Raw genomic sequence first — 21,457 nt, 5'->3', positions numbered from 1 at the left:
CCGTGAAACACCTTAGCGCCGATGATAGTGGATGTACATCTGTGAAAGTAGGACATCGTCAAGCTCTTACACCTCAAACCCCCGCATGCTATCAGCTTGCGGGGGTTTGTCTTTGGGGAGTAGGAAAACGACACGATGTCGTGAGTTCACTATGTCGTGAGTTTTACGGTGTTTGGATTTTGACTTTTACAAAGTCAGATCTTATTAATTAGATCGGATTAGTGAATACCGATTTTTTGATATTTTTAGCCGTTCCGTTCGCGCGACCGATTTCAAGTTGCCTGAGTACTCGGCGTTGAATTTTTCCAGTCGTTGTCATCGGTAATGCATCGAGATATTCGATTTCTTTCGGATATTCATATGGCGCAAGTTTGGACTTCACATGCTCTTGAAGTTCTTCAGTCAACTTGTTACGGTCGCCACTATGATGTTCTGGTGTCAAAACAATAAACGCCTTAACGACAGCGCCACGATCTGCATCCGGTTTTGGTACGACGGCGACATTTGCTACGGCGGGATGATCAAGTAGACAGTTTTCTATTTCCCCGGGTCCAATACGATAGCCGGATGATTTGAAAACATCGTCGGCTCGACCCGCATACCAGAAGTATCCATCTTGATCGACGGTTGCAAGGTCGCCGGTTCGACACCAGTCACCTGAAAACTTTGCAATCGTCGCTTCTTCATTCTTCCAGTACCCTAAAAACAGAATCGGATCAGGATGGCCATGGATATCGAATCGGTTCAAAGCGATTTCGCCCACCTCACCTACCGGAGTGGGTTGCCCATCTTCTTGAATGACGGTCAGGCGATGACCGGGATATGGCTTGCCCATGCTGCCTGGGCGTGCAGGCCATTTCAGATGGCTGTTGCCTAGCAGGTAATTCATCTCTGTCTGCCCGAACATTTCATTAGGAGTGATGTTCAACGCTTGCTGGCACCACGCAAAAACAGTTTCGCCAACGCTTTCACCCGCGCTCATGATGCAACGCAGATTTAATTTGTATCTTTCTTTAGGCAACGGCACGGCCTTCATCATCTGCTTTAACGCAGTAGGAAAGAGAAATGTGTTTGTAACCTGATAGCGTTCGAGAATTTCAAATGCCCGTTCGGCTGTAAAGCGTCCCTTCGTGCCGACAATCGGTTGGCCAAAATAGAGCGAAGGCAGAAGCGCATCCATCAATCCGCCAGTCCATGACCAGTCAGCAGGCGACCAGAACACATCACCCGGTTGGGGAAACCAATTCTGCGAGGCAACAAATCCAGGGAGATTGCCTAGCAAGACGGAGTGCGGTAACAACGCTCCCTTTGGTGCCCCGGTCGTACCCGACGTGTATAGCAAAAGTGCCGGGTCACTGGATCGGGTAGGGAATGCCTTGAAAGTTGATGGCTGTCTGAGCAACAAGCTCTTCCAGTGAATGACGCGCTCGTCATTGACATCAATACCGATCAATTGCTTGAGTGCCGGGCATCGTGACAATGCCCCCAGTACGTTGGGACTGGATATGTCATCAAAGATTGCAACCTTTGATTCGGCATCCTTCAAGCGTTGTTCCAGGGCCTCGGGACCGAACAGGCTTGACAGGGGAAGAACCACTGCACCAACACTGTAAATGGCAATGTGAGCAACTATGGTTTCGGGGCGTTGTCCCAGAATAATCGCGACACGATCTCCGGGCTTGACACCCATCCGGGTCAGTCCGTTGGCTAACTGGTTTGCACTTGCCGCGAGACGCTCGTAGGTCCAAACCTCGCGCACGCCATTTTCGTTTTCGAAAAACAATGCGATGCGTCGAGCGTCAGCTGAACTTTCTGCCCATCGATGGCAACATTCCTGACCAATATTGAAGTTGGTTGGAACAGACCACCTGAAAGAATCGTACAAAGACTGATATTGATCGATCATGCCCTTAAGGGTGTTTAAGCTTTGCGAATGCTCTAGCATCGCTCAGGGCACGGATTAGCGCAATATTTAAATGTGCGCCAATGCAACAACTAAGGGTTTTTACTAGTATTGACTAATCTGGTCTTGGCGATCAAATCATGTACGAACTGACCGTCAGGCGTAAGCCAGGTAGGGAGAAAGACAGTAAAAGGCGCAAGGACGATGAACATATTCATTGCCGGCCATTGCGTAAGTAGCAGAAGTCCTTTTACGACGAGAGCCCAGATAACGGGTAACACCCACATTGCGATGTATCGAACAAGCAATTGATACATTGTCGGCTTGAGTCCGTCATGTGAGACCAAGCGGATGTTCCATGCCTTCATGGGGAGTGTTTGACCGCTACGAGCCCAGCAGGCCACAAAATACATGCCAATCGCGATAAAGAGCCAGGCCATTCTGGTATGCCGTAGCATCAACGCGTGCTTGCTTTGGGTAAGCGTGTCAAACAGATAGTCGGATATGAAGACTACTGCAAATAACAGAACGCCTTCATACATCATGGAAGCGAACCGTCTGGCCCGAGGTGTCGTGGACACGACGACGGGCGTATGAGGCAGTGGCTGATTTGTGGGCACAGTATTGGGATTCATCACGGGTATTATCCCGCATTTTCCCCGACACTAACCAGCCACTGCAATTACTTAGATCATCTGGTCGATCGAAACTTTCGAGCGAGCGCGATTACGGAAGCTAACAAGACCACGAACCAGTTTTTTGACTGTGCGGATCGGGTGTGGGCGAAACTGCTCGTCCAACGCGTTTGCAAGAAGTTCGCGTTCGAGAGAGTCGGTTAAACGGCTTGAGTGATTGATTTGCATGATAAATTCCTGTGCTGTTAGGGTATACCCGAATTATGCGGGAAAACCCTATGCGGCGCAAGTTAATTTATAGGGTTAACCCTTAAATCATGCAAATGTTGCGATGCGACAACGTTATTTGTCGCGATAGCTCTTTTCAACCAACTCGAAATTGAATAACCGGCAATCCAACGCACCGTTAAAAAGGGGAGTGCGACGATTGGCTTTGAGGCGAAGATGTTTAGGTAAATCCAGATCCGAGGTAATGGCATTGACTTGCCACCCTGCAAATTCCCGTTTCAGGTTTGCCGACCATTCTCTCCAGAATTCAGTGTCCCAGTCGTCTAGTCGTTCGCCGTATGGAGGGTTGGTGACAATCCAGCCTGTTGGCGCAGGCGCGGTGGCATCACGGGCATCGCCCACTTCGAAATGAATAGTGTCAGGATCCAGATAGGCTCTATCTGCATTGCGTCGGGCTGCCTCGATTGCCTCGGGATTGATGTCTATGCCGACCAGCGGCGCTTCCAGTCCAGGAAGGATATGCTGCTGCGCTTCTTCTTTCAGATCCGCCCAGCGTCTTGCCTGATGATCCCGCAGTCGCTCGAATCCGAAGGGACGAATCATTCCGGGGGGCACGCCAAGCGCAATCCAAGCCGCTTCGATCAGAATGGTCCCGCTACCGCAAAATGGATCAAGTAATGCGCCATTTGGATCCCAGCCGGAAAGCGCCAGCATGCCGGCTGCTAGGTTTTCACGCAGCGGTGCCTCACCTTTGTCCAGACGCCAGCCTCGTTTGAAGAGGGATTCGCCGGAAGTGTCCAGATAAAGCGTTGCAGTATCTTTAGAAAGGAAAAGATGCACTCGCGCGTCCGGCCTGACCGTGTCGATCGAGGGACGTGCCCCTTCAAGGTCACGCAATCGATCACAGATTCCGTCTTTGGCTCGCAAGTTGCAATATTGCAAGCTTTGCATCGGACTTTTAACCGCAGAGGTGTCGACGCGCAAAGTGTGTTCAGGACCGAACCAGCGTTCCCATTCTATGTTGTGCGCTAGTTCGAGAATATCGTCTTCACGCACAACGGGAGCCTGTCCGAGTTGAACAAGAATGCGGGTGGCAAGTCTGGAGTATAAATTGGCACGTTGAACACCCCACCAGTCCGCCTCGAAGTGGCACCCGGCGCGAGTCGTATGAACATTTTGATAGCCTAATGCAACTAATTCGGCAGCAAGCGCTTCTTCCAGCCCGACGGGACAAGGGGCAAAAATCGGAAAAATCTCAGCATCGTGAATCAGGCGTGAGGATCGCTTCTTTGCTCCGGAGCGATCCGAACTAAAGTGTTCGTGTTTGCTATCATCTTCCAGCAGGTCATCCCAGCTTGACCCGGTAATTTCCGGGTCGTAGTTGGACGTATGCAGCGGGTGTGCAGCCGTTGGCGTGGGTTCGGATGATCGTGTCCGTTTCGGATTCAAGTCCTTTGACGAGGCCTTCCTCGCGGTAGGCTGACGCGTCGTACGGCGATCCCCCTGTTGCCTGGTTACCTTCGGTCCGTATTCGGTTTTAGAGCCGGACGCCGTGCGGGGCTTATCGCTGGATGGTTCTTCTACACGATGTGCGGGCGCATCTTTTGTTTTACTGCGGCTCAATTGTGCAACTTGACGCGCGCGCGCGCCGCTTCGCACCCGTTTCTTTTCGTCCAGCGAGGCCGAAGATTCGGATTTTGCACGCGGTTTAATCGATAAGGTCTTGCGACCTGAATCCTGGTCGGACATGTTATTCCGTTATTGCATCAAAAGGGTTTAAGGACGACCAGAGCCGTCACGGCCACCAGTATCAGAACGGGCAATTCGTTAAACCAACGATAGAAAACATGTGATCTTTTGTTGGCACTGTGTTGGAATTTTCGCAATATCACGCCGCAGGCATGGTGATAGCCAATCAGCACAACGACAAGTAACAGTTTGACATGCATCCATCCGTTGCCAGGCCCGAATCCTATGCGATAGTAAGCATAAAGCACCAACCCCAGAATAATGGCGGGCACAGCCAGAATCGTCATGAATCGGTAAAGGCGTCTAGCCATGCCACCTAGAACGGCTAGTGTGGCCGGATCGGACTGCTGAGCCATGTTTACAAATATTCGCGGCAAATAAAACAAGCCCGCGAACCAAGACGCGACAAAAACAATATGAAAAACCTTAACCCATAACATTTGCGATTATCCCCTGATCTGCCCGTCACCATGTAAAACCCACTTCAGTGTAGTCAAGCCTTCAAGGCCTACCGGTCCACGAGCATGCAGACGGTTAGTTGAAATGCCGATTTCCGCGCCAAGGCCATACTCGAACCCATCTGCAAACACGGTCGGAAGATTGACATACACAGAGCTGGAGTCAACTTCGCGCTGGAACTGTTGTGCGCTTGCGATATCTTGCGTCACGATCGAATCGGTGTGGCCTGAGCCCCATTGCGCGATGTGGGCAATCGCTTCGTTGATCGAGTCGACGATTTTGATTGCCAGTATCGGACCAAGATATTCGGTGCCCCAGTCTTCTTCGGTGGCTGCACTAGCTTGCGGGACAAGTTCGAGAACGCGTTGGCAGCCGCGCAATTCAACGCCATGCTTGATCAAGGCCTGCGAAAGTTCAGGTAGAACATTCGCGGCCACGGACTTGTGAACCAAAAGTGTTTCCATGGAGCCGCACACGCCATAGCGATATGTTTTGGCATTAAAGGCGATGCGTTGCGCTTTAGCGAGATCAGCGTGCGAGTCGATGTAAACATGACAGTTGCCGTCAAGATGTTTGATCATCGGCACGCGGGCTTCCTCGGCAAGCCTCTTGATCAGGTTTTTGCCACCGCGCGGAATAATCACATCAATGAATTCCGTCATGGTGATCATGTGCCCCACTGCCGCACGGTCTGAAGTCTCGATCACCTGTACCGCATGCGCAGGCAGTCCAGCCATTTCCAAGCCATGTTGAACAATTTTGCCCAGTGCAAGATTGGAGTGCAGCGCTTCACTGCCACCTCTCAAAATAGCAGCATTGCCCGATTTCAAGCAAAGTGCAGCCGCATCGATTGTCACGTTGGGGCGAGACTCGTAAATAATCCCGATCACGCCAAGGGGCACACGCATCTGAGCAACATGCATTCCATTCGGACGCACGTTCGTTGCCGTCAGACTGCCGATCGGGTCCGGCATCGAAGCGATTTGGCGTAACCCTTCGATCATCAGGTCGATTGTGCGATCGGAAAGGGTGAGTCGATCAAGCAAAGCCGATTCCAAATTACGATCGCGACCGGCCTCCAGATCGATTTTATTGGCGATTTGTAAGGCTTGACGTTGGTCATCCAACGCTTTCGCCATCGCCAACAGCGCTTGCGATTTTTGCGCACCGCTTGCCCGAAGCATTTCGCGTGAAGCTTGCCTGGCCTGTTGCCCTATTGAGAGCATGGAGTCTTGAAGTGAAATCATGAGGTTTATTTTTAAGCTGAAGTAACTGCCACGCGCATTGCCAATCGTGTCATTTCTTCCCAGGGATCCTGAAGTTTGCCTGGTACCTGCAGGCCTTTGATGAGACGATCAACTTCGTGGGCGTGTTGTACGGCGGCGGGCCAGTTTCTGGGGGCAACCCGTCCGAGCGCTTGGCGAGCCAACCGCTCGTGTTGTCCGAAAATACGTTGTGAGCGTAGCACGCTCGACATATCCTGTCCTGATGCCGAGGCCTGTGAGGCACGAGCCAGTGTACGGATTTCTTCACCGATTGCCCAAAGGACAAGGGGCAATGCCTCACCTTCGGCTTTTAATCCATTCATCATTCTCACCATGCGAGGAATATCGCCCGCAAGCATGGCATCGCGTAATCCAAAAACATCGTAGCGAGCAACGTTCATCACTGCTTGCTCGACGTCCTCTCCCGATATCATGCCGGGGTCGAACAAAAGGCCCAGCTTGAGTATTTCTTGATGGGCGGCAAGTAGATTGCCTTCGACCTTGTCGGCCAACCATTGCAAGGTGTTTGCATCGACTTGCTGCGATTGACGGGCAAGTCTCTTGGCAATCCAGTCGGGTAGTTGAGTCCGATCGATACTTGCCGTTTCTATGGTTGTTCCCGCCAATAGGAGTGTCGTAGCCCATTTACTGTCACGGGTGGTTTTATCCAGTCGAGGCAGAGAAACGATCGTGAGCACTTCCGGGTCGGTTTGATTTTTGCAACGCCCAGCCAGAGCAATTAAGGCATCTGCACCTTGTTTGCCGGGTTTGCCAGTGGGCAGTGATATTTCAAGCAATTGCTTATCGCCGAACAAGGATCCGCTGGAGGATGCCACAGCCAAACTGCTCCAGTCGCTGCGCGCATCCATGACAAATGAAGTGCGATCGAGATATTGGGCCGATTTTGCAATTGCCCGCAAGGCATCAACCGCTTCAATCGTTAAAAGCGGATCGTCACCGGTGACCACATACAGGGCCGTCAGTTTTGTGCCGGGCCGACCAAGCGATTGAATCAGGCGATCCGCATCCATGGCTAAACCCCTAGTCGGTGCTGATTGGCAATGGAGCCGGTGTCAACGAAGGATTTTGCCAGGGTGCAGGAATCAGGGCTGGTGTGCGAACGGGTTTGGCGATTTCGACAGGCTCTTCATCATCGTTGCGCTCTGCAGCGACCACATCCCAACGAGCTTTGACATCCGGAGCGGTAATGCGACGGATGATGCGCGTGACCAGGCCTCTTTGCATGTCCTTGAAAAGTGTCGCAGCCTCGCCCTCTTTGGCCTGAACAACCCGGTCGTCAAAGGGCATATTGCGAACGGCCGACAACGTGGTGTCGGGAATGATGATTTGATCTTTTGCCGTGACAAGACGGAATGTATATTGAATCGATAGCTCGAGTTCTTCCACTTTGCCTTGAGCGTTCAATGAAACCTGCCGAGTGGTCCTGGATTCTGAAACCTGCTCAAGTTTGGCTTGAGCAAGTTTCATCGCTTTTTTGAGTTTGAGTGCCGCGATGGTGCTTTTCTCATCCGCATCGTCATCCGGGCCAAAATCAGTCACCTTGAGCGATATGTCAGCGGATTCGATGATTTTTGTATTGGGTGAAACCGCCCGGATGGCGCGTCGAATATCGGCGCCAAACTGACTGTTTTGCGGGATCGTGATGTAGAGTGAATCAAAGGGCAGGGGCTTCTCGCCTTGCATTTGAAAACCGCAGGATGCCAGCAAAAGTCCAGCCGCAACCATCATCACCCAACGGCACGCGCCCGTAAGCGCGTTTGCAACCTTCATGCTACCGACTGTCCGCTTGTTCATTCGTACCCTTGTTCTTTTAACCGACTACGTTGACGAGTTTGCCCGGCACAACGATCACACGCTTAGGCGGGCGACCTTCCAGATTGCGGGCAACTGCTTCATGTTGGGTTGCGAGTTGTTCGATTTGTTCGCGCGTCGCTTCTCGCGCAACCGTCAGATTACCCCGAAGTTTGCCATTGATCTGCAAAACAAGTTCGATCTGATCGGTTACGAGCGCCGATTCATCAACGATCGGCCAGGGTGCATCCAGTAGGTCGCCGTAATTGCCGACGTAGCCCAGATCTACCCAAAGCTGCCATGTGATGTGCGGAACAACAGGGTACAACACACGCAGCAAGATGCCGATCAATTCGGCCATCGCGGCATCCGCATAGGTCGAATCGTTCAGCTTGGCATCATCGATCGCATTAAGCATCTTCATGCACGCCGATACGACAGTGTTGTATTGAATGCGTTGGTAATCGTAATCCGCTTGTTTGAGCAATGAATGAATTTCGAAGCGTAGTTTTTTGATATCTTGATCCGCAGCGCTCCAGTCTGTGACTGGTTTAGTCAGTCCTCGCAGCACTTGCGCTTGTTTTTGATGGCAAAGCGACCAGAGTCGTCGCAGGAATCGATTGGATCCTTCTACGCCCGAGTCGGACCATTCCAGCGTTTGCTCGGGTGGAGCCGTGAACATGACAAACAAACGTGCAGTATCGGCTCCTTGCGTGTCAATGAGCGATTGCGGGTCGACCCCGTTATTCTTCGACTTGGACATGGTGCCCACGCCACCGTAGTTCACGGCGCGTCCGTCGCGCTTGAGTTTGGCTCCGGTGATGGCGCCTTTTGCATCGTAAATGTTTTCGACTTCTTCGGGCCAGAAATATTCGATTCCGCCCTTTTCGTTTTTGGCCGAATAAATGTGGTTGAGCACCATGCCCTGGCAGAGCAGTTTTGTGAAGGGTTCGTCGAACTTGACCATGCCAAGATCGCGCATCACGCGCGTCCAGAAACGCGCGTACAGAAGATGAAGCACCGCGTGCTCGATGCCGCCGATGTACTGATCCATCGGCATCCAGTAATCGTTGCGCGCATCGACCATGGCTTGATCATTGCCGGGCGAGGTGTAGCGCATGAAATACCAGGACGAATCGATAAACGTATCCATCGTGTCTGTTTCGCGACGTGCGGGCTTGCCGCACTTCGGACAGTGACAGGACAGGAACCCCTCATGCTTGGCAAGTGGGTTTCCGCTGCCGTCCGGAATCAGTTCTTCGGGCAGAATGACAGGGAGATCTTTTTCAGGGACCGGGACAGCGCCGCAATCCTTGCAATGGATGATCGGAATGGGGGTTCCCCAGTAGCGCTGACGCGAAATGCCCCAGTCGCGCAGTCGCCAGGTTGTTTGGCGTGCACCGAGACCCAATCCCTCAAGTTTGGAGGCGATTGCGTCGATGGCTTTGGCAAAGTTCAATCCATCATACTCACCCGAGTTGACCAGATGGCCTGACTGCTTGTCGGCATAGGACTCATGCCAGACCTTGTCATCAAAGGCCTTGTCACCCACCTGAACGACTTGCTTGATTGGCAGGTTGTACTTATTGGCAAAAGCGAAGTCGCGCTCGTCGTGGGCGGGTACACCCATCACAGCGCCATCGCCATAACTCATCAGGACATAATTGCCCACCCACAAAGCCACATCGGCGCCGGTAATTGGGTGTGTGACAGTCAGTCCCGTGTCCATGCCTTCTTTTTCACGGGTGGCGAGTTCGGCTTCAGTGGTGCCACCCAGTTTGCATTGCTCGATAAAAGCGTTCAGTGCAGGATTGTTGCGTGCGGCATGGGTCGCCAGGGGATGTTCAGGGGCAACCGCACAGAATGTGACACCCATTATGGTGTCTGCGCGTGTCGTAAAGACATACATCTTGCCGTCTTGAATCAGGGCGCCGTTTGCATCCTTGATCGTATGCGGGAAGGCAAATCGTACGCCTTCGCTTTTGCCGATCCAGTTTTCCTGCATCGCTCGCACGCGGTCGGGCCATCCATCCAGTCCGTGTTGAACTTGATCAAGCAATTCGGCCGCATAATCGGTGATTCGTAGGTAATAGCCGGGAATCTCGCGCTTTTCAACCGGAGCGCCCGAGCGCCAGCCTTTTCCATCGATCACCTGCTCGTTGGCCAATACGGTGTTGTCGATTGGATCCCAGTTCACTACCTGGGTTTTACGATAAGCAATGCCCTTTTCGAGCATTTTGAGAAATAGCCATTGATTCCATTTGTAATAGGACGGGTCGCAGGCGCACATCTCGCGCGTCCAGTCGATCGCCAATCCCATCGCCTTCATTTGTTTTTTCATGTAGGCGATGTTGTCGTATGTCCATTTGGCAGGGGGCACATTCGACTTGATCGCCGCATTTTCGGCCGGCATGCCAAACGCATCCCAACCCATAGGCATTAACACGTTAAAACCACGCATGCGCAGCTGTCGCGCCATCATGTCGTTGATGGTGTAATTGCGAACATGCCCCATATGCAATTTGCCGCTTGGATAAGGCAACATGGAGCAAGCATAGAACTTGGGTTTAGGTTGGCCTTTGGTATCAAGTGCACCCTCGGTGACACGGTAAGCATCCCGTGAGTCCCAGTTGTCATGAGCCGCGCGCTCGACGGCGGTGGGTTGGTAACGTTCTTGCATGGGTTGCTGCATTATCACGGCCAAATAAAAAAGGTGGGGGCGCTAAAGCGCCTGACAAGCCCAATATTATAGGCTAGGGCAGAATGCAAACAGCCCCGCATCGGCGGGGCTGTTAGTTAAAACTATCGAATCCGTCTGAATTACTTCAGCTTGGTTTCTTTGTAGTCAACGTGCTTGCGAGCGACCGGATCAAATTTTTTGATCAGCATCTTTTCAGGCATGTTGCGCTTGTTTTTTGTCGTTGTGTAGAAATGGCCCGTTCCAGCGCTGGATTCGAGCTTGATCTTTTCGCGTGCACCTTTTGCCATGTCGGGCTCCTTTAAGCGACTTCGCCACGAGCGCGCAGGTCGGCCAGAACGGCTTCAATGCCGAGCTTGTCGATTGTGCGGATGGCGTTGGTGGATACGCGCAGGCGTACCCAGCGGTTTTCGCTTTCAACCCAGAAACGACGCGACTGCAGGTTAGGCAGGAAGCGACGCTTTGTCTTGTTGTTAGCGTGTGAAACGTTGTTGCCCACCATGGGGCTTTTTCCAGTAACTTGGCATACGCGTGCCATAGCTGCACCTTTAAGAAATTCAGAATTCGGGCCCGGATCTTTTATATTTATCCGATTGAGCCTGCAATTCTAATACGAAATCAAGGATTTAAGCAAGTTGGATCGTTGAGGGCGACCTCAATCTCATGGCCTGCGACGGGCAATCCCGCCAATCAGCCAGGACAGGGTAGTGCATCCGCCCAGAATGAGTGCCATAGGCAGCGGTCCGGTTTCAGAGGCCAGACTGACCAGAAATCCGGCGCAGGCGCCGCTGGCGATAGTGAAGGTTCCAAGAAGGGCGGAAGCCGACCCCAGCCGATTACCTTGTTCGGATAATGCCATTGCGGCTGAGTTGGGGCCGACGAATCCCTGGCAGAACATGAATGCCATCATGCAACCCATTAGGATCGTAAGTGTGACCGATCCCGATAAAGTTAAACCCAGTGCGCTCAAGCCAGCCAGCATCATTGCCCGCAGTGCCCAAGGCAAAAGTTGAACCGGGCGATATTTTTTAAGCATGCGGGCGCTGACTTGCGATCCCGTAATCAGGCAGAGTGCGTTCAGACCGAACAACAATCCATAAGACTGGCTGGAGATGCCGTAGTAGTCGATAAAGAGCCGTGGAGAAGAGACGATGTATCCGAACATGGTTGCCGAGCCCATTGCACCGGACATGGCAAAAGCCACAAACTTGCCGTTGCGGATCAGCTGAGAATAGTTATGCAAAATACTGGACCAACTTAACGGGATGACGCGGTCGGGGCGCAGGGATTCGACCATGACACGCGATACTGTCCAGAGCAAAATGATCGCCGAAACGGTAATCAGCACGAAAATGCCGCGCCATCCGGTTAACGCCAGAACCTGTCCGCCAATAAGGGGCGCCAGAATCGGAGCGACTCCCATAATCAGCATCAGCATCGACAAGGCGCGAGCAGCTTCCTGGGTATCGTAATGGTCGCGAACGACTGCACGGGAAATCACCATGCCGGCAGCACCTCCCATCGCTTGTAGTAGGCGGGATGCTGTGAGCACTTCAATATTGGGAGCAATGGCGCACCCCGCCGATGCCACGATGTATAGCGAAAGCGCGCCATAAAGAGGTGGTTTTCGGCCATAACGGTCGGCAAGCGGCCCGTAGGCGAGCTGTGCGACGGACATGCCGATCAGGTAGATGGCGAGCGTTCGTTCCACCTGGCTATGTGTCGCGTTCAACCCTGTCGCGATCGATGGAAATGCCGGAAGATACATGTCGATGGACACCGGTCCGATCGCAGTCAGCGCGCCCATCAGTATCAGCCATCCGGGCAGTCCGAGCTTATTCGAGTTCAAAGGCATGTGTTCCCGAGGGATGGCGATGGTTTCTATACATTTAGATACTTTTTTTTCTGATCAGAATCTTATACAGTTTCTGCAGTGAGTGCGAATCGTCCCCGTTAAATGGTTTTTTGTCTGCGTTTCTTCAAAAGGAGTACGGATGAACCCGTTGTTTGCGGCTGTAGAAAAGAAAATTTCAGATTTGCCAGTGCCGTTCTGTGTGATTTTGCCGGATGGTACGCGCCTAGGGTCCTCAGCGCCCGAAATAACATTTATAGCCAGGGAAAATAAAGTGCTTTCCCATTTGGCCGCAGGTGACGTGGGGGTGATTGGAGAGGATTTCGTTGAGGGGCGCTGCGAAATCATTGGTTCCATGCGAAAAATGATGCAAGTGGCCGAAGCCATTTTGCCGCATTCTCCCGTCGAAGCAATTCGCAACCGTTGGTTGGTGGATTTGATCGGAAGGCTCATGTCTGTATGGCGCCATTCTCTGGAGCGCGATGCCAAGCAAATCGAGTTTCATTACGATCTTTCGGACGATTTTTATGCGCTTTGGCTAGATCCTTTGCGCGTATATTCCTGCGCCTATTACCGGGAGCCAACCATGACGCTTTCCCAGGCCCAACAAGCCAAACTTGATCATATCTGCCGCAAACTCAATCTCAAGTCCGGAGAACATTTTCTGGACGTCGGGGCCGGCTGGGGCGGATTGCTTTTGTGGGCGGCGGAGCATTATGGTGTGGATGCAACGGGTATTACGCTATCACGCAACCAGCACGCTTACGTGACTGGACTAATAGAGCGCAAAGGTTTGGGCGCTCGTGCCAGAGTGCAGTTGCTTGATTATCGAAAGCTTGAAGACTCTCGACACTTTGACAAGATTGCATCCGTAGGCATGTTCGAGCACGTTGGTCGCGCCCAGTTGGAGGACTATTTCTCAGTGCTGCGACGTCTGCTGCGTCCGGGCGGATTGGTTCTGAATCACGGCATAACGGCGGGCGGTGTTTATAACCCGCAGTTAGGCCATGGTATGGGGGATTTCATTGAAAAGTATATTTTCCCTGGTGGAGAGTTGACCCATATTGGCCATGTCATGACGCATATGGCTAATGGAGGCCTGGAAGCCGTCGATGTCGAGAATTTGAGGCCGCACTACGCCCGCACGCTTTGGGCTTGGAGCGATGCACTCGAAAGTCGACTGGATGAAGCTGCCAAAGTGCTGATCCAGGATAAAGGGGAGCAGGGCGCACGCGCGCTACGAGCATACAGATTGTATCTGGCCGGTTGCGCGGCAGGTTTTGAAAACGGTTGGGTTGCACTTTATCAGATACTTGGACAGCACACGCCAACGGGTCGCAAAGATGAACTGGATATGCCGCCGGATTTGGCATACCCTTGGCGCAGAGATTATATGTATCCGGATAGTAAAATTTAAAGGGCGACCGCTGCGGCGGGCATCACTTGTTCGGCGGCTTGGGCTGCAATCTCGAATGACCTGAGCCGCGCCTGATGATCGAATATCTGACCAGCGAAAATCAACTCGTCCGCTCCGGTGCGTTCGACAATGTGTTGCAATCCCCGGCGAATGGTTTCGGGAGAGCCCACAACTGAGCAGGAGAGGGATTCGCTTACCGAGGCTTTTTCATGGGCAGACCAGAATGATTCGATGTCATCTATCGGAGGGGGAAGTTGTCCGCGGGTGTTTCTGCGCATTCTCGTGAAATGCTGTTGCAATGTGGTGAAAAGATATTTGGCTTCTTCGTCCGTATCGGCTGCTATGACATTGACACCCACCACTGCATAAGGTTTGGAAAGCTGGGCTGAGGGTTTGAAAAGCGCTTTGTAGGCCTGCATCGCCTCAAGTAGATAATCAGGTGCGAAATGCGACGCAAAAGCGTAAGGCAGTCCTAAATGCGCCGCCAATTGCGCGCCGTAGAGGCTGGATCCGAGAATCCAGATAGGAACCTCAAGACCGGCGCCCGGTATGGCTTTGACCGCTTGCCCGGGTTGAATCGGTCCAAAATAATGCTGTAGCTCCTGAACGTCTTGCGGAAACTGGTCGGAGTTGCCCATCAGGTCGCGACGCAAAGCTCTGGCAGTTAACTGATCTGTACCCGGGGCGCGTCCGAGTCCGAGTTCGATTCGGCCGGGATACATGGAGGCCAAGGTCCCGAACTGCTCGGCAATAACCAGCGGGGCATGGTTCGGCAACATGATCCCGCCCGAGCCTAGCCTTATAGTCGAGGTTCCGGCTGCGACATAGCCGAGCACAACCGCCGTGGCCGAGCTGGCATTGCCGGTCATATTGTGATGTTCGGCAAGCCAATATCGGGTGTAGCCCCATTTTTCTGCGTGCTGAGCCAAGTCTCTCGAGTTGCGCAGGGCATCGGCAGCCGTCAGGCCTTGTGGAATTGGGGACAGATCCAGTATCGAATGGGGAATACTCATTAAGCGTCTCAGCGGGTTATTGCAGTTAATTTATGCTGTAATTAAAAGCTGTCGTATCGAATTTATAGCGCACAAATCGGTTAAATATTCTTTTTTTAGGGAGCACATGATGCGTGAAGTTTTTATTACCGCTGCTGCAAGAACTGCGATTGGTGATTTTGGCGGTGGACTCAAGGATGTGGCTCCCTGCGATCTGGGTGCAACAGTCGTTAAGGCTGTGCTTGAGCGCTCGGGAGTGGATGGATCCCAAGTCGGACATCTGGCATTTGGCCATGTGGTTCAAACCGAACCTCGCGATATGTATATTTCACGCGTTGTTGCCCTGAATGGCGGTTTACCGCAATCGAGCGCGGCGTTTAACGTTAATCGCTTGTGTGGTTCAGGTTTGCAGGCGATTGTGTCGGCATCGCAGTCTATTTTGCTAGGCGACACCGAGATGGCGATTGGTGGAGGCGCTGAAAACATGAGTCGTGGCGGCTATTTGTCGCAAACTCAGCGATTTGGCGCGCGTATGGGCGACAGCACAATGTCCGATCTGATGGTCGGCGCATTGACCGATCCATTCGGTCGCATGCACATGGGCGTAACAGCCGAGAATGTCGCCAATCAGTTCGGTATTTCACGTGCCGATCAGGATGCGCTGGCGCTCGAGTCGCATCGTCGTGCTGCCAAGGCTCAGGATGAAGGCCGGTTTAACGATCAGATCGTTCCGGTTGTGATCAAGACACGTAAAGGCGAAGTTGAGTTCAAGGTTGATGAGCATCCTCGTCGCGATATTACGCCGGAAGGGTTAGCCGCCCTGCGTGCAGTATTTGTTAAAGAAAACGGCACCGTGACCGCGGGTAATGCCTCAGGTATTAACGATGGCGCTGCCGCAGTTATGCTGATGAGCGGCGAGGCTGTGAAGTCCAGTGGCGCCAAACCCATGGCACGCCTGGTGGCTTATGCGCACGCCGGCGTGGATCCCAAAATCATGGGAATCGGTCCGGTACCGGCAACGCACGCTGTTCTGAAGCGCGCCGGCCTGACAATTGACCAGATGGATGTCATCGAGGCGAATGAGGCGTTTGCCGCACAGGCCTGCGCTGTCGCCAAAGAGTTGAAGCTGGACTCGGCACGCTTGAATCCGAACGGAAGTGGTATTTCGCTGGGTCATCCGATTGGTGCAACAGGCGCCATCGTCACGACCAAAGCGATATACGAACTGCATCGTACCGGCGGCCGATATGCCTTGGTGACGATGTGTATCGGCGGCGGTCAGGGCATCGCCGCGATTTTCGAGCGCACCTGATCGCACTAGAACTGCCCTGTTTCGACCATGGACACAACTTTGTCCGCAGCGACAATCAAATGGTCAAGCAGGGCAATATCCACTACTGCGAGAGATTGTCTGAGTTGGCGGGTGAGGTGAATATCAGCTGCGCTCGCCTCGGCAAGCCCTGATGGGTGATTGTGCGCAAGAATGACCGCGGCCGCATGCGAAGCAAGGCCTGCCTTGACTACTTCGCGAGGATAAATGGAGGTCTGCGTGAGCGTTCCCCGCGAGATTTCCTCGGCGCGAATTAATCTATGCTGATTATCGAGAAATAGGGCGATGCAGTGCTCAATCTGTTCATGCCCAAGCAAAGCCGCGCAGTACGTTTTAACGTGAGCGGGACTGGCAAGAATGCATTCCCGTTTGAGCTCCTCCTCGAGTGATCGACGAGCCAGCGCAAGGATAGCCATGAGCTGGCAAATTTTGGCATCCCCCAAGCCCGGCATGCCTCGCAAATCTTTCACATTCGCTGCCAATAATGGACGCAGGCCGCCGAAGCGATCGATCAGACTTTGGGCGAGTGCGAGTACATTTTGCCCTCGACTGCCGGACCCAAACAACAGCGCAAGCAGCTCCGCATCAGTAAGGGACGCTGCTCCTTTTTTGAGGATTCTCTCCCGTGGACGCTGATCGGGTGCAAGCAAGTCGCGCAATGACATATTTAAGGCTCTAAAATAGCGGTTTATCAAGCCTTCTACGGTGACAGATTTTGACTTCTCAGGCTCCAGAAACAACACCGATTGTCCGTGCGGACTCCTACCTGACATTGCATTACCGCATTGTGATCGAGAGCGGTCCGGCAGCAGGATCAACTTTTATCGATACGTTCGATGGGCGTCCCGCTACGCTGCAGCTTGGTAGCGGCCAGTGGTCGCCAACGATGGAAGCCCCTTTATTGGGACATGCTGAAGGCGATTGCTTCAGCTACACCTTGAGTCCTGTGGATGCATATGGCGATCGCAATCCGGACCTGATTCAGAGAGTGACGCGTTCGATGTTGTCAGAGTACGCTGAGCCGGATACGGCTTTTGTACCGGGCGATATGGTCGAGTTTTCTGCTCCGAACGGTGGTCGATATTCGGGGGTACTTAAGGAAATCAATGAGGAGACCGCGCTGTTTGATTTCAATCACCCATTGGCAGGGTTGACCTTGCGAGTCGATATTGATCTGCTGGGAGTTCTTTGATGGGCGCTGAAATACTTCTTGCCCAGCCTCGCGGTTTTTGCGCCGGCGTGGATCGCGCAATCGATATTGTCGAGCGTGCCATCGAAATTCATGGTGCGCCGATATATGTGCGTCATGAAATTGTTCATAATCGTTTTGTCGTTGAAGACTTGCGCAACAAAGGCGCGGTGTTTATCGACGAGTTGGATCAGGCTCCCAAGGGATCGATCGTGGTCTTTTCGGCGCACGGGGTGTCGAAAGCCGTTCGTGAAGAAGCACAATCACGCGGCCTGCAGGTGTTTGACGCGACCTGCCCGCTGGTGACAAAGGTGCATGTCGAGGTGGCGCGCATGCGCGCAGCCGGATGTGAAATCATCATGATCGGTCACAAGGGGCATCCGGAAGTTGAAGGGACGCTGGGACAACTAAAGGATGGCATGTATCTGGTCGAAACCGTGGAGGATGTTGCATCATTAGTTGTGCGCAGTCCGGATAATTTAGCCTTCGTGACCCAGACAACGTTATCGGTTGATGATGCCGCCGCAGTGGCTCAGGCTCTTAAGTCCCGGTTTCCGAATATCGTCGAACCCAAGAAGAGCGATATCTGCTATGCGACTCAAAACAGGCAAGATGCAGTCAAGGTCATGGCGCCTCAATGCGATCTGGTCCTGATTGTGGGAAGTGCGAACAGTTCAAACTCGAATCGTTTGCGCGAAGTCGGAGAACGAATGGGCATCCCGTCATTTTTGATCGATGGGCCCGAGTCTATTGATCCGACATGGTTGAATAACAAATCGCGCATCGGTATTTCCGCAGGTGCTTCCGCTCCGGATGTTCTGGTTCAGCAGGTCATCAAACGGTTGAAGGAGTTGGGAGCGGTGTCTGTACGCAATATGGATGGCCTCGAGGAGCATGTTTCGTTTCCGCTGCCGAAAGGTTTGTCGCGTAAAGACTAAGCACTTTGGAGGGGCATCCATGTTGACTACGATTAAAGTGATGCAGGATGCGCCCGTCATCCCCGTCATTGTGCTGGATGATCCTGCTTTAGCGGTTCCCGTGGCCCAGGCCTTGGTGGCAGGCGGGATTCGTATGCTTGAGGTTACATTACGTACACCTGTTGCACTAGAATGTATCGCTCGCATCAGTGATGAAGTTCCGGACGCGATCGTTGGCGCGGGAACGGTCTGCAACTCGGCTGATGCGCAGGCCGCGTTACAAGCCGGAGCGCGCTTCGCTGTCAGCCCCGGATTTACTCACGAGATTGGGTTGACATGCCGGGACTTGAATCTTCCCTTGCTACCTGGCGTTGCGACAGCCAGTGAAGTCATGATGGCGCTCTCAAACGGTTACACCGAACTGAAATTCTTTCCGGCCGCGCAGGCGGGCGGGGTTGCCATGATCAAGGCTTTGAGCGGACCTTTTCCGCAAGTCCGATTTTGTCCGACTGGCGGAATTACACAGCAAAATGCAGTAGAGTTTTTGTCTTTAAAGCAGGTGGTGTGTGTCGGCGGATCATGGCTAGTGCCTGTAGATGCCTTGGCGCAGCGTGATTTTTCGAGAATTCAATCTTTGGCCAGTGCGGCCGCAAACTTGCGAACCGCTTGAGCTTGAGGTAAACAGCTTACGGCTCCCCACCCTTGAACTGTGATCGCAGCTGCGATATTTGCATAGCGTGCTGCATCGATCAACGTATCACCCAAAGCAAGCCGTGCGAGCAGATTGCCGCAAAAACAATCACCCGCTCCGGTTGCATCAATTGCTTGCACTGCGATGCCGGGCAGATGCATTCGAAGACCGGCGGTTTGATCACTTAACAGCGCGCCATCTTTTCCAAGCTTCAGTACAACCTGTTTGGCGCCGGCTTGATGCGACCAGTCGACAATCGCATCCGGGTCACTTAGTCCGGTCAACAAGCTTAAGTCATCCAGACTAGGTAAAAACAAATCGCATAATTCAAGAGCTTTACCGATTTGGTCTTTTGCTTTTTCAAGCGGCCAAAGTCTTAATCGCAGGTTGGAATCGAAGGAAACAAGAGTACCTGCTTCTCTAGCCAGTTGCATTGCATGAAGCGATGTATCGCAAGCAGAGTCGGAAATCGCCAAAGAAATGCCCGAGACATGCAGCCATTTTGCCTTCCGAATCTGTTCACTCGGTGTCCCGAATAGCCATGCACAAGTCATGTTGCTGGCAGCCGAACCGGCACGGCGATATGTAAATGCATGTCCTTTGGGCCCATGCGTAACAAAATATATCCCGGTCAAGCCTTTCGTTTCCGTTTCGATGGCGCTGGTGTCTATGCCCTCATGAATCAACAGATTTTTCAGGCTGTCGCCAAATGGATCATCACCCAGTCGCGTGAGATACGACACGCGAGCACCGGCCCTGGCAGCCGCAATGGCGGCATTGCTTGTGTCACCGCCAAATCCTTGCAGGTAGTTTGGCTGCCCGGGATCAATCTGATTGAATTCGATCATAGCCTCACCGAGCGCTACCAAGTCGAATTGCTTTGCGTGCGTTGGAGTGGCGTTCATGTGGATCGTTTTAATTGAAACGTTCTTCAGGCTTGGTTTTTTTGGATAGCAGGGTGATCACGAAATCAATACTACTGCGCAAACTGTAGTAGTTGCTAACAAGTGATTTTGGTACCCGCAATGCCAATGCACGCGCTTCGATTTCTTCAAGTCTGTTTCGATATTCCTGTTCTCGAATCGGATCGTAGTTCAAGGTGATATCCTGCTCGAGGAATTTCAAAGCTCCGTAAATCTCGTTGATTCGTCCTTGAGCCCTGTTGGTTCTGTAGCCTGGCATTGTTTTAATGATCGGATATACGAATGCAAAAAGAGGCAGCAGCAACAAAATCATGCGATCGATAAACTCTGCCAGCCAGAATGGCATGTAGTTCATCAAAACGGGAGAGCCTTTTTCGTAATAGCGCCGCGCAATGGGACTTTCCTCGATGATCGATTCCTTGAAGGCGGGGAATTCACCGTATTTGGAAAAGAAGTTACGGCCCCCATTAATCTGAGTCGCCGCCTGTAAAAACAATAATTGAATGGCAGGATGCATTGTCGGATCAATGACCAGATTTGTCGTCGGAGCAATCACTGTCACATTTTTATCCGGAAAATTACGCCTCAGGCTAAGGGAGCCCTGCGGAACCTGTAATTGATGAAAATAGGGCATCAATCGTGTGTAGGCGGCTGCCCGGGTGAAGTCTGCAATACCGAGTTTGACTTCATTTTGTTGTATGAGTCGCTGCACGTTTTCGGACTCGAAGCCATCCACCAAAAAAATCGAACTGATTTCTCCCCTTAATAACGCTTCAATTCCTTCATTGTTAGGTATGGTCTTCAAATTGGATGTCTTGTCCCAACCATTCGCCGCAAGGATGTGCATGGCTTGTTGGTGCGTTCCGCTACCGATTGCTCCGATGGACATGGGCTGCGAAAAAAAATCATCTGTCGTGTGATGATCCGGGCTGAACTTATCCTCGCGATAAAAAAACCACACGGGCTCGAATGCAAGGCTGCCGAGCGATTGCAAACCATGACTATTATCTGGCGTAATGAGTCCGCTCTGAACAAGTGCTGCTTGAAATTTATCTTTCGGATCTCTTAGCCGGATGATGTTTTCTTCGGCACCGCTTGTCTGGACAAGTTCTAGGGTGACACCATTTTTAGCAAAATATTCGACATACTTTTTCGTGATGACTTCATAAGATCCTCCAATTGATCCAGATCCCATCAAGACATGCTTTGGAGGTGCGGGTTTTGCCATCCAAATTACCAGGCCGATCGCACTGAACAGTAATACTAGAAGAGGCCAAGTTTCGCGAGTAAAGTTGTACCAGCTAGTAAGTTCGTCGGCGATTGTCTCGTAAATCGCTTTGCAGTGTTCAACAATATCTTCTTTAACTGTGCCCATGGATTATTGTTGGTTAAGGCAA

21 protein-coding genes are annotated in these 21,457 nt (G+C 52.3%); 5 read left to right on the top strand and 16 right to left on the bottom strand.

All coding sequences use genetic code 11. From position 1 onward, the window contains the following. Positions 1-208: 208 nt before the first annotated feature. The 12 genes from G3I67_RS13080 to G3I67_RS13025 form a co-directional block, all read right to left on the bottom strand. Positions 209-1,906: an acetate--CoA ligase gene (locus tag G3I67_RS13080; RefSeq protein WP_163655985.1), complete on the bottom strand. Its 1,698-nt coding sequence runs from the start codon at positions 1,904-1,906 to the stop codon at positions 209-211. Between the two features lie 89 nt (positions 1,907-1,995). Then, positions 1,996-2,538 (bottom strand): RDD family protein, encoded by a 543-nt coding sequence (locus G3I67_RS13075; protein WP_163655984.1) that lies wholly within the window; start codon positions 2,536-2,538, stop codon positions 1,996-1,998. A gap of 51 nt (positions 2,539-2,589) precedes the next feature. After that, positions 2,590-2,766, bottom strand: coding sequence for a hypothetical protein (locus tag G3I67_RS13070; RefSeq protein ID WP_163655965.1), 177 nt, complete (start codon positions 2,764-2,766; stop codon positions 2,590-2,592). Between the two features lie 114 nt (positions 2,767-2,880). Beyond that, complete coding sequence (locus G3I67_RS13065; RefSeq protein WP_163655964.1) at positions 2,881-4,515, bottom strand: THUMP domain-containing class I SAM-dependent RNA methyltransferase; 1,635 nt, start codon at positions 4,513-4,515, stop codon at positions 2,881-2,883. Positions 4,516-4,532: 17 nt separating this feature from the next. Further along, complete coding sequence (locus G3I67_RS13060; protein WP_163655963.1) at positions 4,533-4,955, bottom strand: CopD family protein; 423 nt, start codon at positions 4,953-4,955, stop codon at positions 4,533-4,535. A 6-nt stretch (positions 4,956-4,961) separates the two neighbouring features. Further along, on the bottom strand, positions 4,962-6,221 hold the full coding sequence (locus tag G3I67_RS13055) for a glutamate-5-semialdehyde dehydrogenase (RefSeq protein ID WP_163655962.1): 1,260 nt from the start codon (positions 6,219-6,221) through the stop codon (positions 4,962-4,964). An 11-nt stretch (positions 6,222-6,232) separates the two neighbouring features. Next, complete coding sequence (gene holA, locus G3I67_RS13050) at positions 6,233-7,270, bottom strand: DNA polymerase III subunit delta (RefSeq protein ID WP_163655961.1); 1,038 nt, start codon at positions 7,268-7,270, stop codon at positions 6,233-6,235. A 10-nt stretch (positions 7,271-7,280) separates the two neighbouring features. After that, positions 7,281-8,030, bottom strand: coding sequence for an LPS-assembly lipoprotein LptE (locus G3I67_RS13045; RefSeq protein ID WP_163655960.1), 750 nt, complete (start codon positions 8,028-8,030; stop codon positions 7,281-7,283). A 40-nt stretch (positions 8,031-8,070) separates the two neighbouring features. Then, complete coding sequence (leuS, locus tag G3I67_RS13040; protein ID WP_163655959.1) at positions 8,071-10,731, bottom strand: leucine--tRNA ligase; 2,661 nt, start codon at positions 10,729-10,731, stop codon at positions 8,071-8,073. A gap of 140 nt (positions 10,732-10,871) precedes the next feature. Beyond that, positions 10,872-11,039 carry a 50S ribosomal protein L33 gene (gene rpmG, locus G3I67_RS13035; protein WP_163655958.1) on the bottom strand — a complete coding sequence of 56 codons (168 nt, stop codon included), beginning with the start codon at positions 11,037-11,039 and terminating at the stop codon, positions 10,872-10,874. A gap of 11 nt (positions 11,040-11,050) precedes the next feature. Continuing rightward, a complete protein-coding gene (rpmB, locus tag G3I67_RS13030) occupies positions 11,051-11,287 on the bottom strand; it encodes a 50S ribosomal protein L28 (protein ID WP_163655957.1) in 237 nt (78 codons plus the stop codon). 123 nt (positions 11,288-11,410) lie between these two features. Further along, complete coding sequence (locus tag G3I67_RS13025) at positions 11,411-12,604, bottom strand: multidrug effflux MFS transporter (protein ID WP_235931923.1); 1,194 nt, start codon at positions 12,602-12,604, stop codon at positions 11,411-11,413. A gap of 139 nt (positions 12,605-12,743) precedes the next feature. Between G3I67_RS13025 and G3I67_RS13020 the strand changes: the two genes are divergently transcribed. Continuing rightward, positions 12,744-14,018, top strand: a complete 1,275-nt coding sequence (locus G3I67_RS13020) for a class I SAM-dependent methyltransferase (RefSeq protein ID WP_163655956.1) — start codon at positions 12,744-12,746, stop codon at positions 14,016-14,018. Here G3I67_RS13020 and G3I67_RS13015 read toward each other — a convergent pair. After that, the gene (locus tag G3I67_RS13015; RefSeq protein WP_163655955.1) at positions 14,015-15,031 is read right to left on the bottom strand and encodes an LLM class flavin-dependent oxidoreductase; all 1,017 of its coding nucleotides are present in this window, start codon (positions 15,029-15,031) and stop codon (positions 14,015-14,017) included. The genes G3I67_RS13020 and G3I67_RS13015 overlap by 4 nt on opposite strands. 109 nt (positions 15,032-15,140) lie before the next feature. Here G3I67_RS13015 and G3I67_RS13010 point away from each other — a divergent pair, with 109 nt between their 5' ends. Next, a complete protein-coding gene (locus tag G3I67_RS13010; RefSeq protein WP_163655982.1) occupies positions 15,141-16,322 on the top strand; it encodes an acetyl-CoA C-acyltransferase family protein in 1,182 nt (393 codons plus the stop codon). A gap of 5 nt (positions 16,323-16,327) precedes the next feature. Here G3I67_RS13010 and radC read toward each other — a convergent pair whose 3' ends face one another. Next, positions 16,328-17,005 (bottom strand): RadC family protein, encoded by a 678-nt coding sequence (gene radC, locus G3I67_RS13005; RefSeq protein ID WP_163655954.1) that lies wholly within the window; start codon positions 17,003-17,005, stop codon positions 16,328-16,330. A 50-nt stretch (positions 17,006-17,055) separates the two neighbouring features. Between radC and G3I67_RS13000 the strand changes: the two genes are divergently transcribed. From G3I67_RS13000 to G3I67_RS12990, 3 genes are read left to right on the top strand one after another with little or no spacing between them, the layout of a single operon-like run. After that, complete coding sequence (locus tag G3I67_RS13000; RefSeq protein ID WP_203583659.1) at positions 17,056-17,532, top strand: FKBP-type peptidyl-prolyl cis-trans isomerase; 477 nt, start codon at positions 17,056-17,058, stop codon at positions 17,530-17,532. After that, positions 17,532-18,467: a 4-hydroxy-3-methylbut-2-enyl diphosphate reductase gene (ispH, locus tag G3I67_RS12995; RefSeq protein WP_163655953.1), complete on the top strand. Its 936-nt coding sequence runs from the start codon at positions 17,532-17,534 to the stop codon at positions 18,465-18,467. The genes G3I67_RS13000 and ispH overlap by 1 nt, the downstream gene beginning before the upstream one ends. 19 nt (positions 18,468-18,486) lie before the next feature. Then, positions 18,487-19,116, top strand: a complete 630-nt coding sequence (locus G3I67_RS12990; protein WP_163655952.1) for a bifunctional 4-hydroxy-2-oxoglutarate aldolase/2-dehydro-3-deoxy-phosphogluconate aldolase — start codon at positions 18,487-18,489, stop codon at positions 19,114-19,116. Here G3I67_RS12990 and G3I67_RS12985 read toward each other — a convergent pair. Both G3I67_RS12985 and G3I67_RS12980 read right to left on the bottom strand, forming a co-directional pair. Then, the gene (locus tag G3I67_RS12985; protein WP_163655951.1) at positions 19,074-20,042 is read right to left on the bottom strand and encodes a sugar kinase; all 969 of its coding nucleotides are present in this window, start codon (positions 20,040-20,042) and stop codon (positions 19,074-19,076) included. The two genes, G3I67_RS12990 and G3I67_RS12985, sit on opposite strands and share 43 nt — an antisense overlap. A 10-nt stretch (positions 20,043-20,052) precedes the next feature. Continuing rightward, a complete protein-coding gene (locus tag G3I67_RS12980) occupies positions 20,053-21,435 on the bottom strand; it encodes a TAXI family TRAP transporter solute-binding subunit (RefSeq protein ID WP_163655950.1) in 1,383 nt (460 codons plus the stop codon). Positions 21,436-21,457: the final 22 nt, after the last annotated feature.

The sequence above is a fragment of the Sheuella amnicola genome (genome assembly GCF_010499255.1).
GTDB lineage: Bacteria > Pseudomonadota > Gammaproteobacteria > Burkholderiales > Burkholderiaceae_B > Zwartia > Zwartia amnicola.
This window is presented reverse-complemented; position numbering and strand designations above follow the sequence as displayed.

Bases quoted from the DNA above. Each gene is read 5' to 3' on its own strand.
- G3I67_RS13055 (WP_163655962.1), bottom strand. From the start codon at position 6,221: ATGATTTCACTTCAAGACTCCATGCTCTCAATAGGGCAACAGGCCAGG.
- ispH (WP_163655953.1), top strand. From the start codon at position 17,532: ATGGGCGCTGAAATACTTCTTGCCCAGCCTCGCGGTTTTTGCGCCGGC.
- G3I67_RS13010 (WP_163655982.1), top strand. From the start codon at position 15,141: ATGCGTGAAGTTTTTATTACCGCTGCTGCAAGAACTGCGATTGGTGAT.
- G3I67_RS13075 (WP_163655984.1), bottom strand. From the start codon at position 2,538: ATGAATCCCAATACTGTGCCCACAAATCAGCCACTGCCTCATACGCCC.
- G3I67_RS13065 (WP_163655964.1), bottom strand. From the start codon at position 4,515: ATGTCCGACCAGGATTCAGGTCGCAAGACCTTATCGATTAAACCGCGT.
- G3I67_RS13015 (WP_163655955.1), bottom strand. From the start codon at position 15,031: ATGAGTATTCCCCATTCGATACTGGATCTGTCCCCAATTCCACAAGGC.
- G3I67_RS13045 (WP_163655960.1), bottom strand. From the start codon at position 8,030: ATGAAGGTTGCAAACGCGCTTACGGGCGCGTGCCGTTGGGTGATGATG.
- G3I67_RS12990 (WP_163655952.1), top strand. From the start codon at position 18,487: ATGTTGACTACGATTAAAGTGATGCAGGATGCGCCCGTCATCCCCGTC.
- leuS (WP_163655959.1), bottom strand. From the start codon at position 10,731: ATGCAAGAACGTTACCAACCCACCGCCGTCGAGCGCGCGGCTCATGAC.
- G3I67_RS13025 (WP_235931923.1), bottom strand. From the start codon at position 12,604: ATGCCTTTGAACTCGAATAAGCTCGGACTGCCCGGATGGCTGATACTG.
- G3I67_RS13020 (WP_163655956.1), top strand. From the start codon at position 12,744: ATGAACCCGTTGTTTGCGGCTGTAGAAAAGAAAATTTCAGATTTGCCA.
- rpmG (WP_163655958.1), bottom strand. From the start codon at position 11,039: ATGGCAAAAGGTGCACGCGAAAAGATCAAGCTCGAATCCAGCGCTGGA.
- G3I67_RS13070 (WP_163655965.1), bottom strand. From the start codon at position 2,766: ATGCAAATCAATCACTCAAGCCGTTTAACCGACTCTCTCGAACGCGAA.
- G3I67_RS12980 (WP_163655950.1), bottom strand. From the start codon at position 21,435: ATGGGCACAGTTAAAGAAGATATTGTTGAACACTGCAAAGCGATTTAC.
- rpmB (WP_163655957.1), bottom strand. From the start codon at position 11,287: ATGGCACGCGTATGCCAAGTTACTGGAAAAAGCCCCATGGTGGGCAAC.
- G3I67_RS13060 (WP_163655963.1), bottom strand. From the start codon at position 4,955: ATGTTATGGGTTAAGGTTTTTCATATTGTTTTTGTCGCGTCTTGGTTC.
- G3I67_RS12985 (WP_163655951.1), bottom strand. From the start codon at position 20,042: ATGAACGCCACTCCAACGCACGCAAAGCAATTCGACTTGGTAGCGCTC.
- G3I67_RS13080 (WP_163655985.1), bottom strand. From the start codon at position 1,906: ATGATCGATCAATATCAGTCTTTGTACGATTCTTTCAGGTGGTCTGTT.
- holA (WP_163655961.1), bottom strand. From the start codon at position 7,270: ATGGATGCGGATCGCCTGATTCAATCGCTTGGTCGGCCCGGCACAAAA.
- radC (WP_163655954.1), bottom strand. From the start codon at position 17,005: ATGTCATTGCGCGACTTGCTTGCACCCGATCAGCGTCCACGGGAGAGA.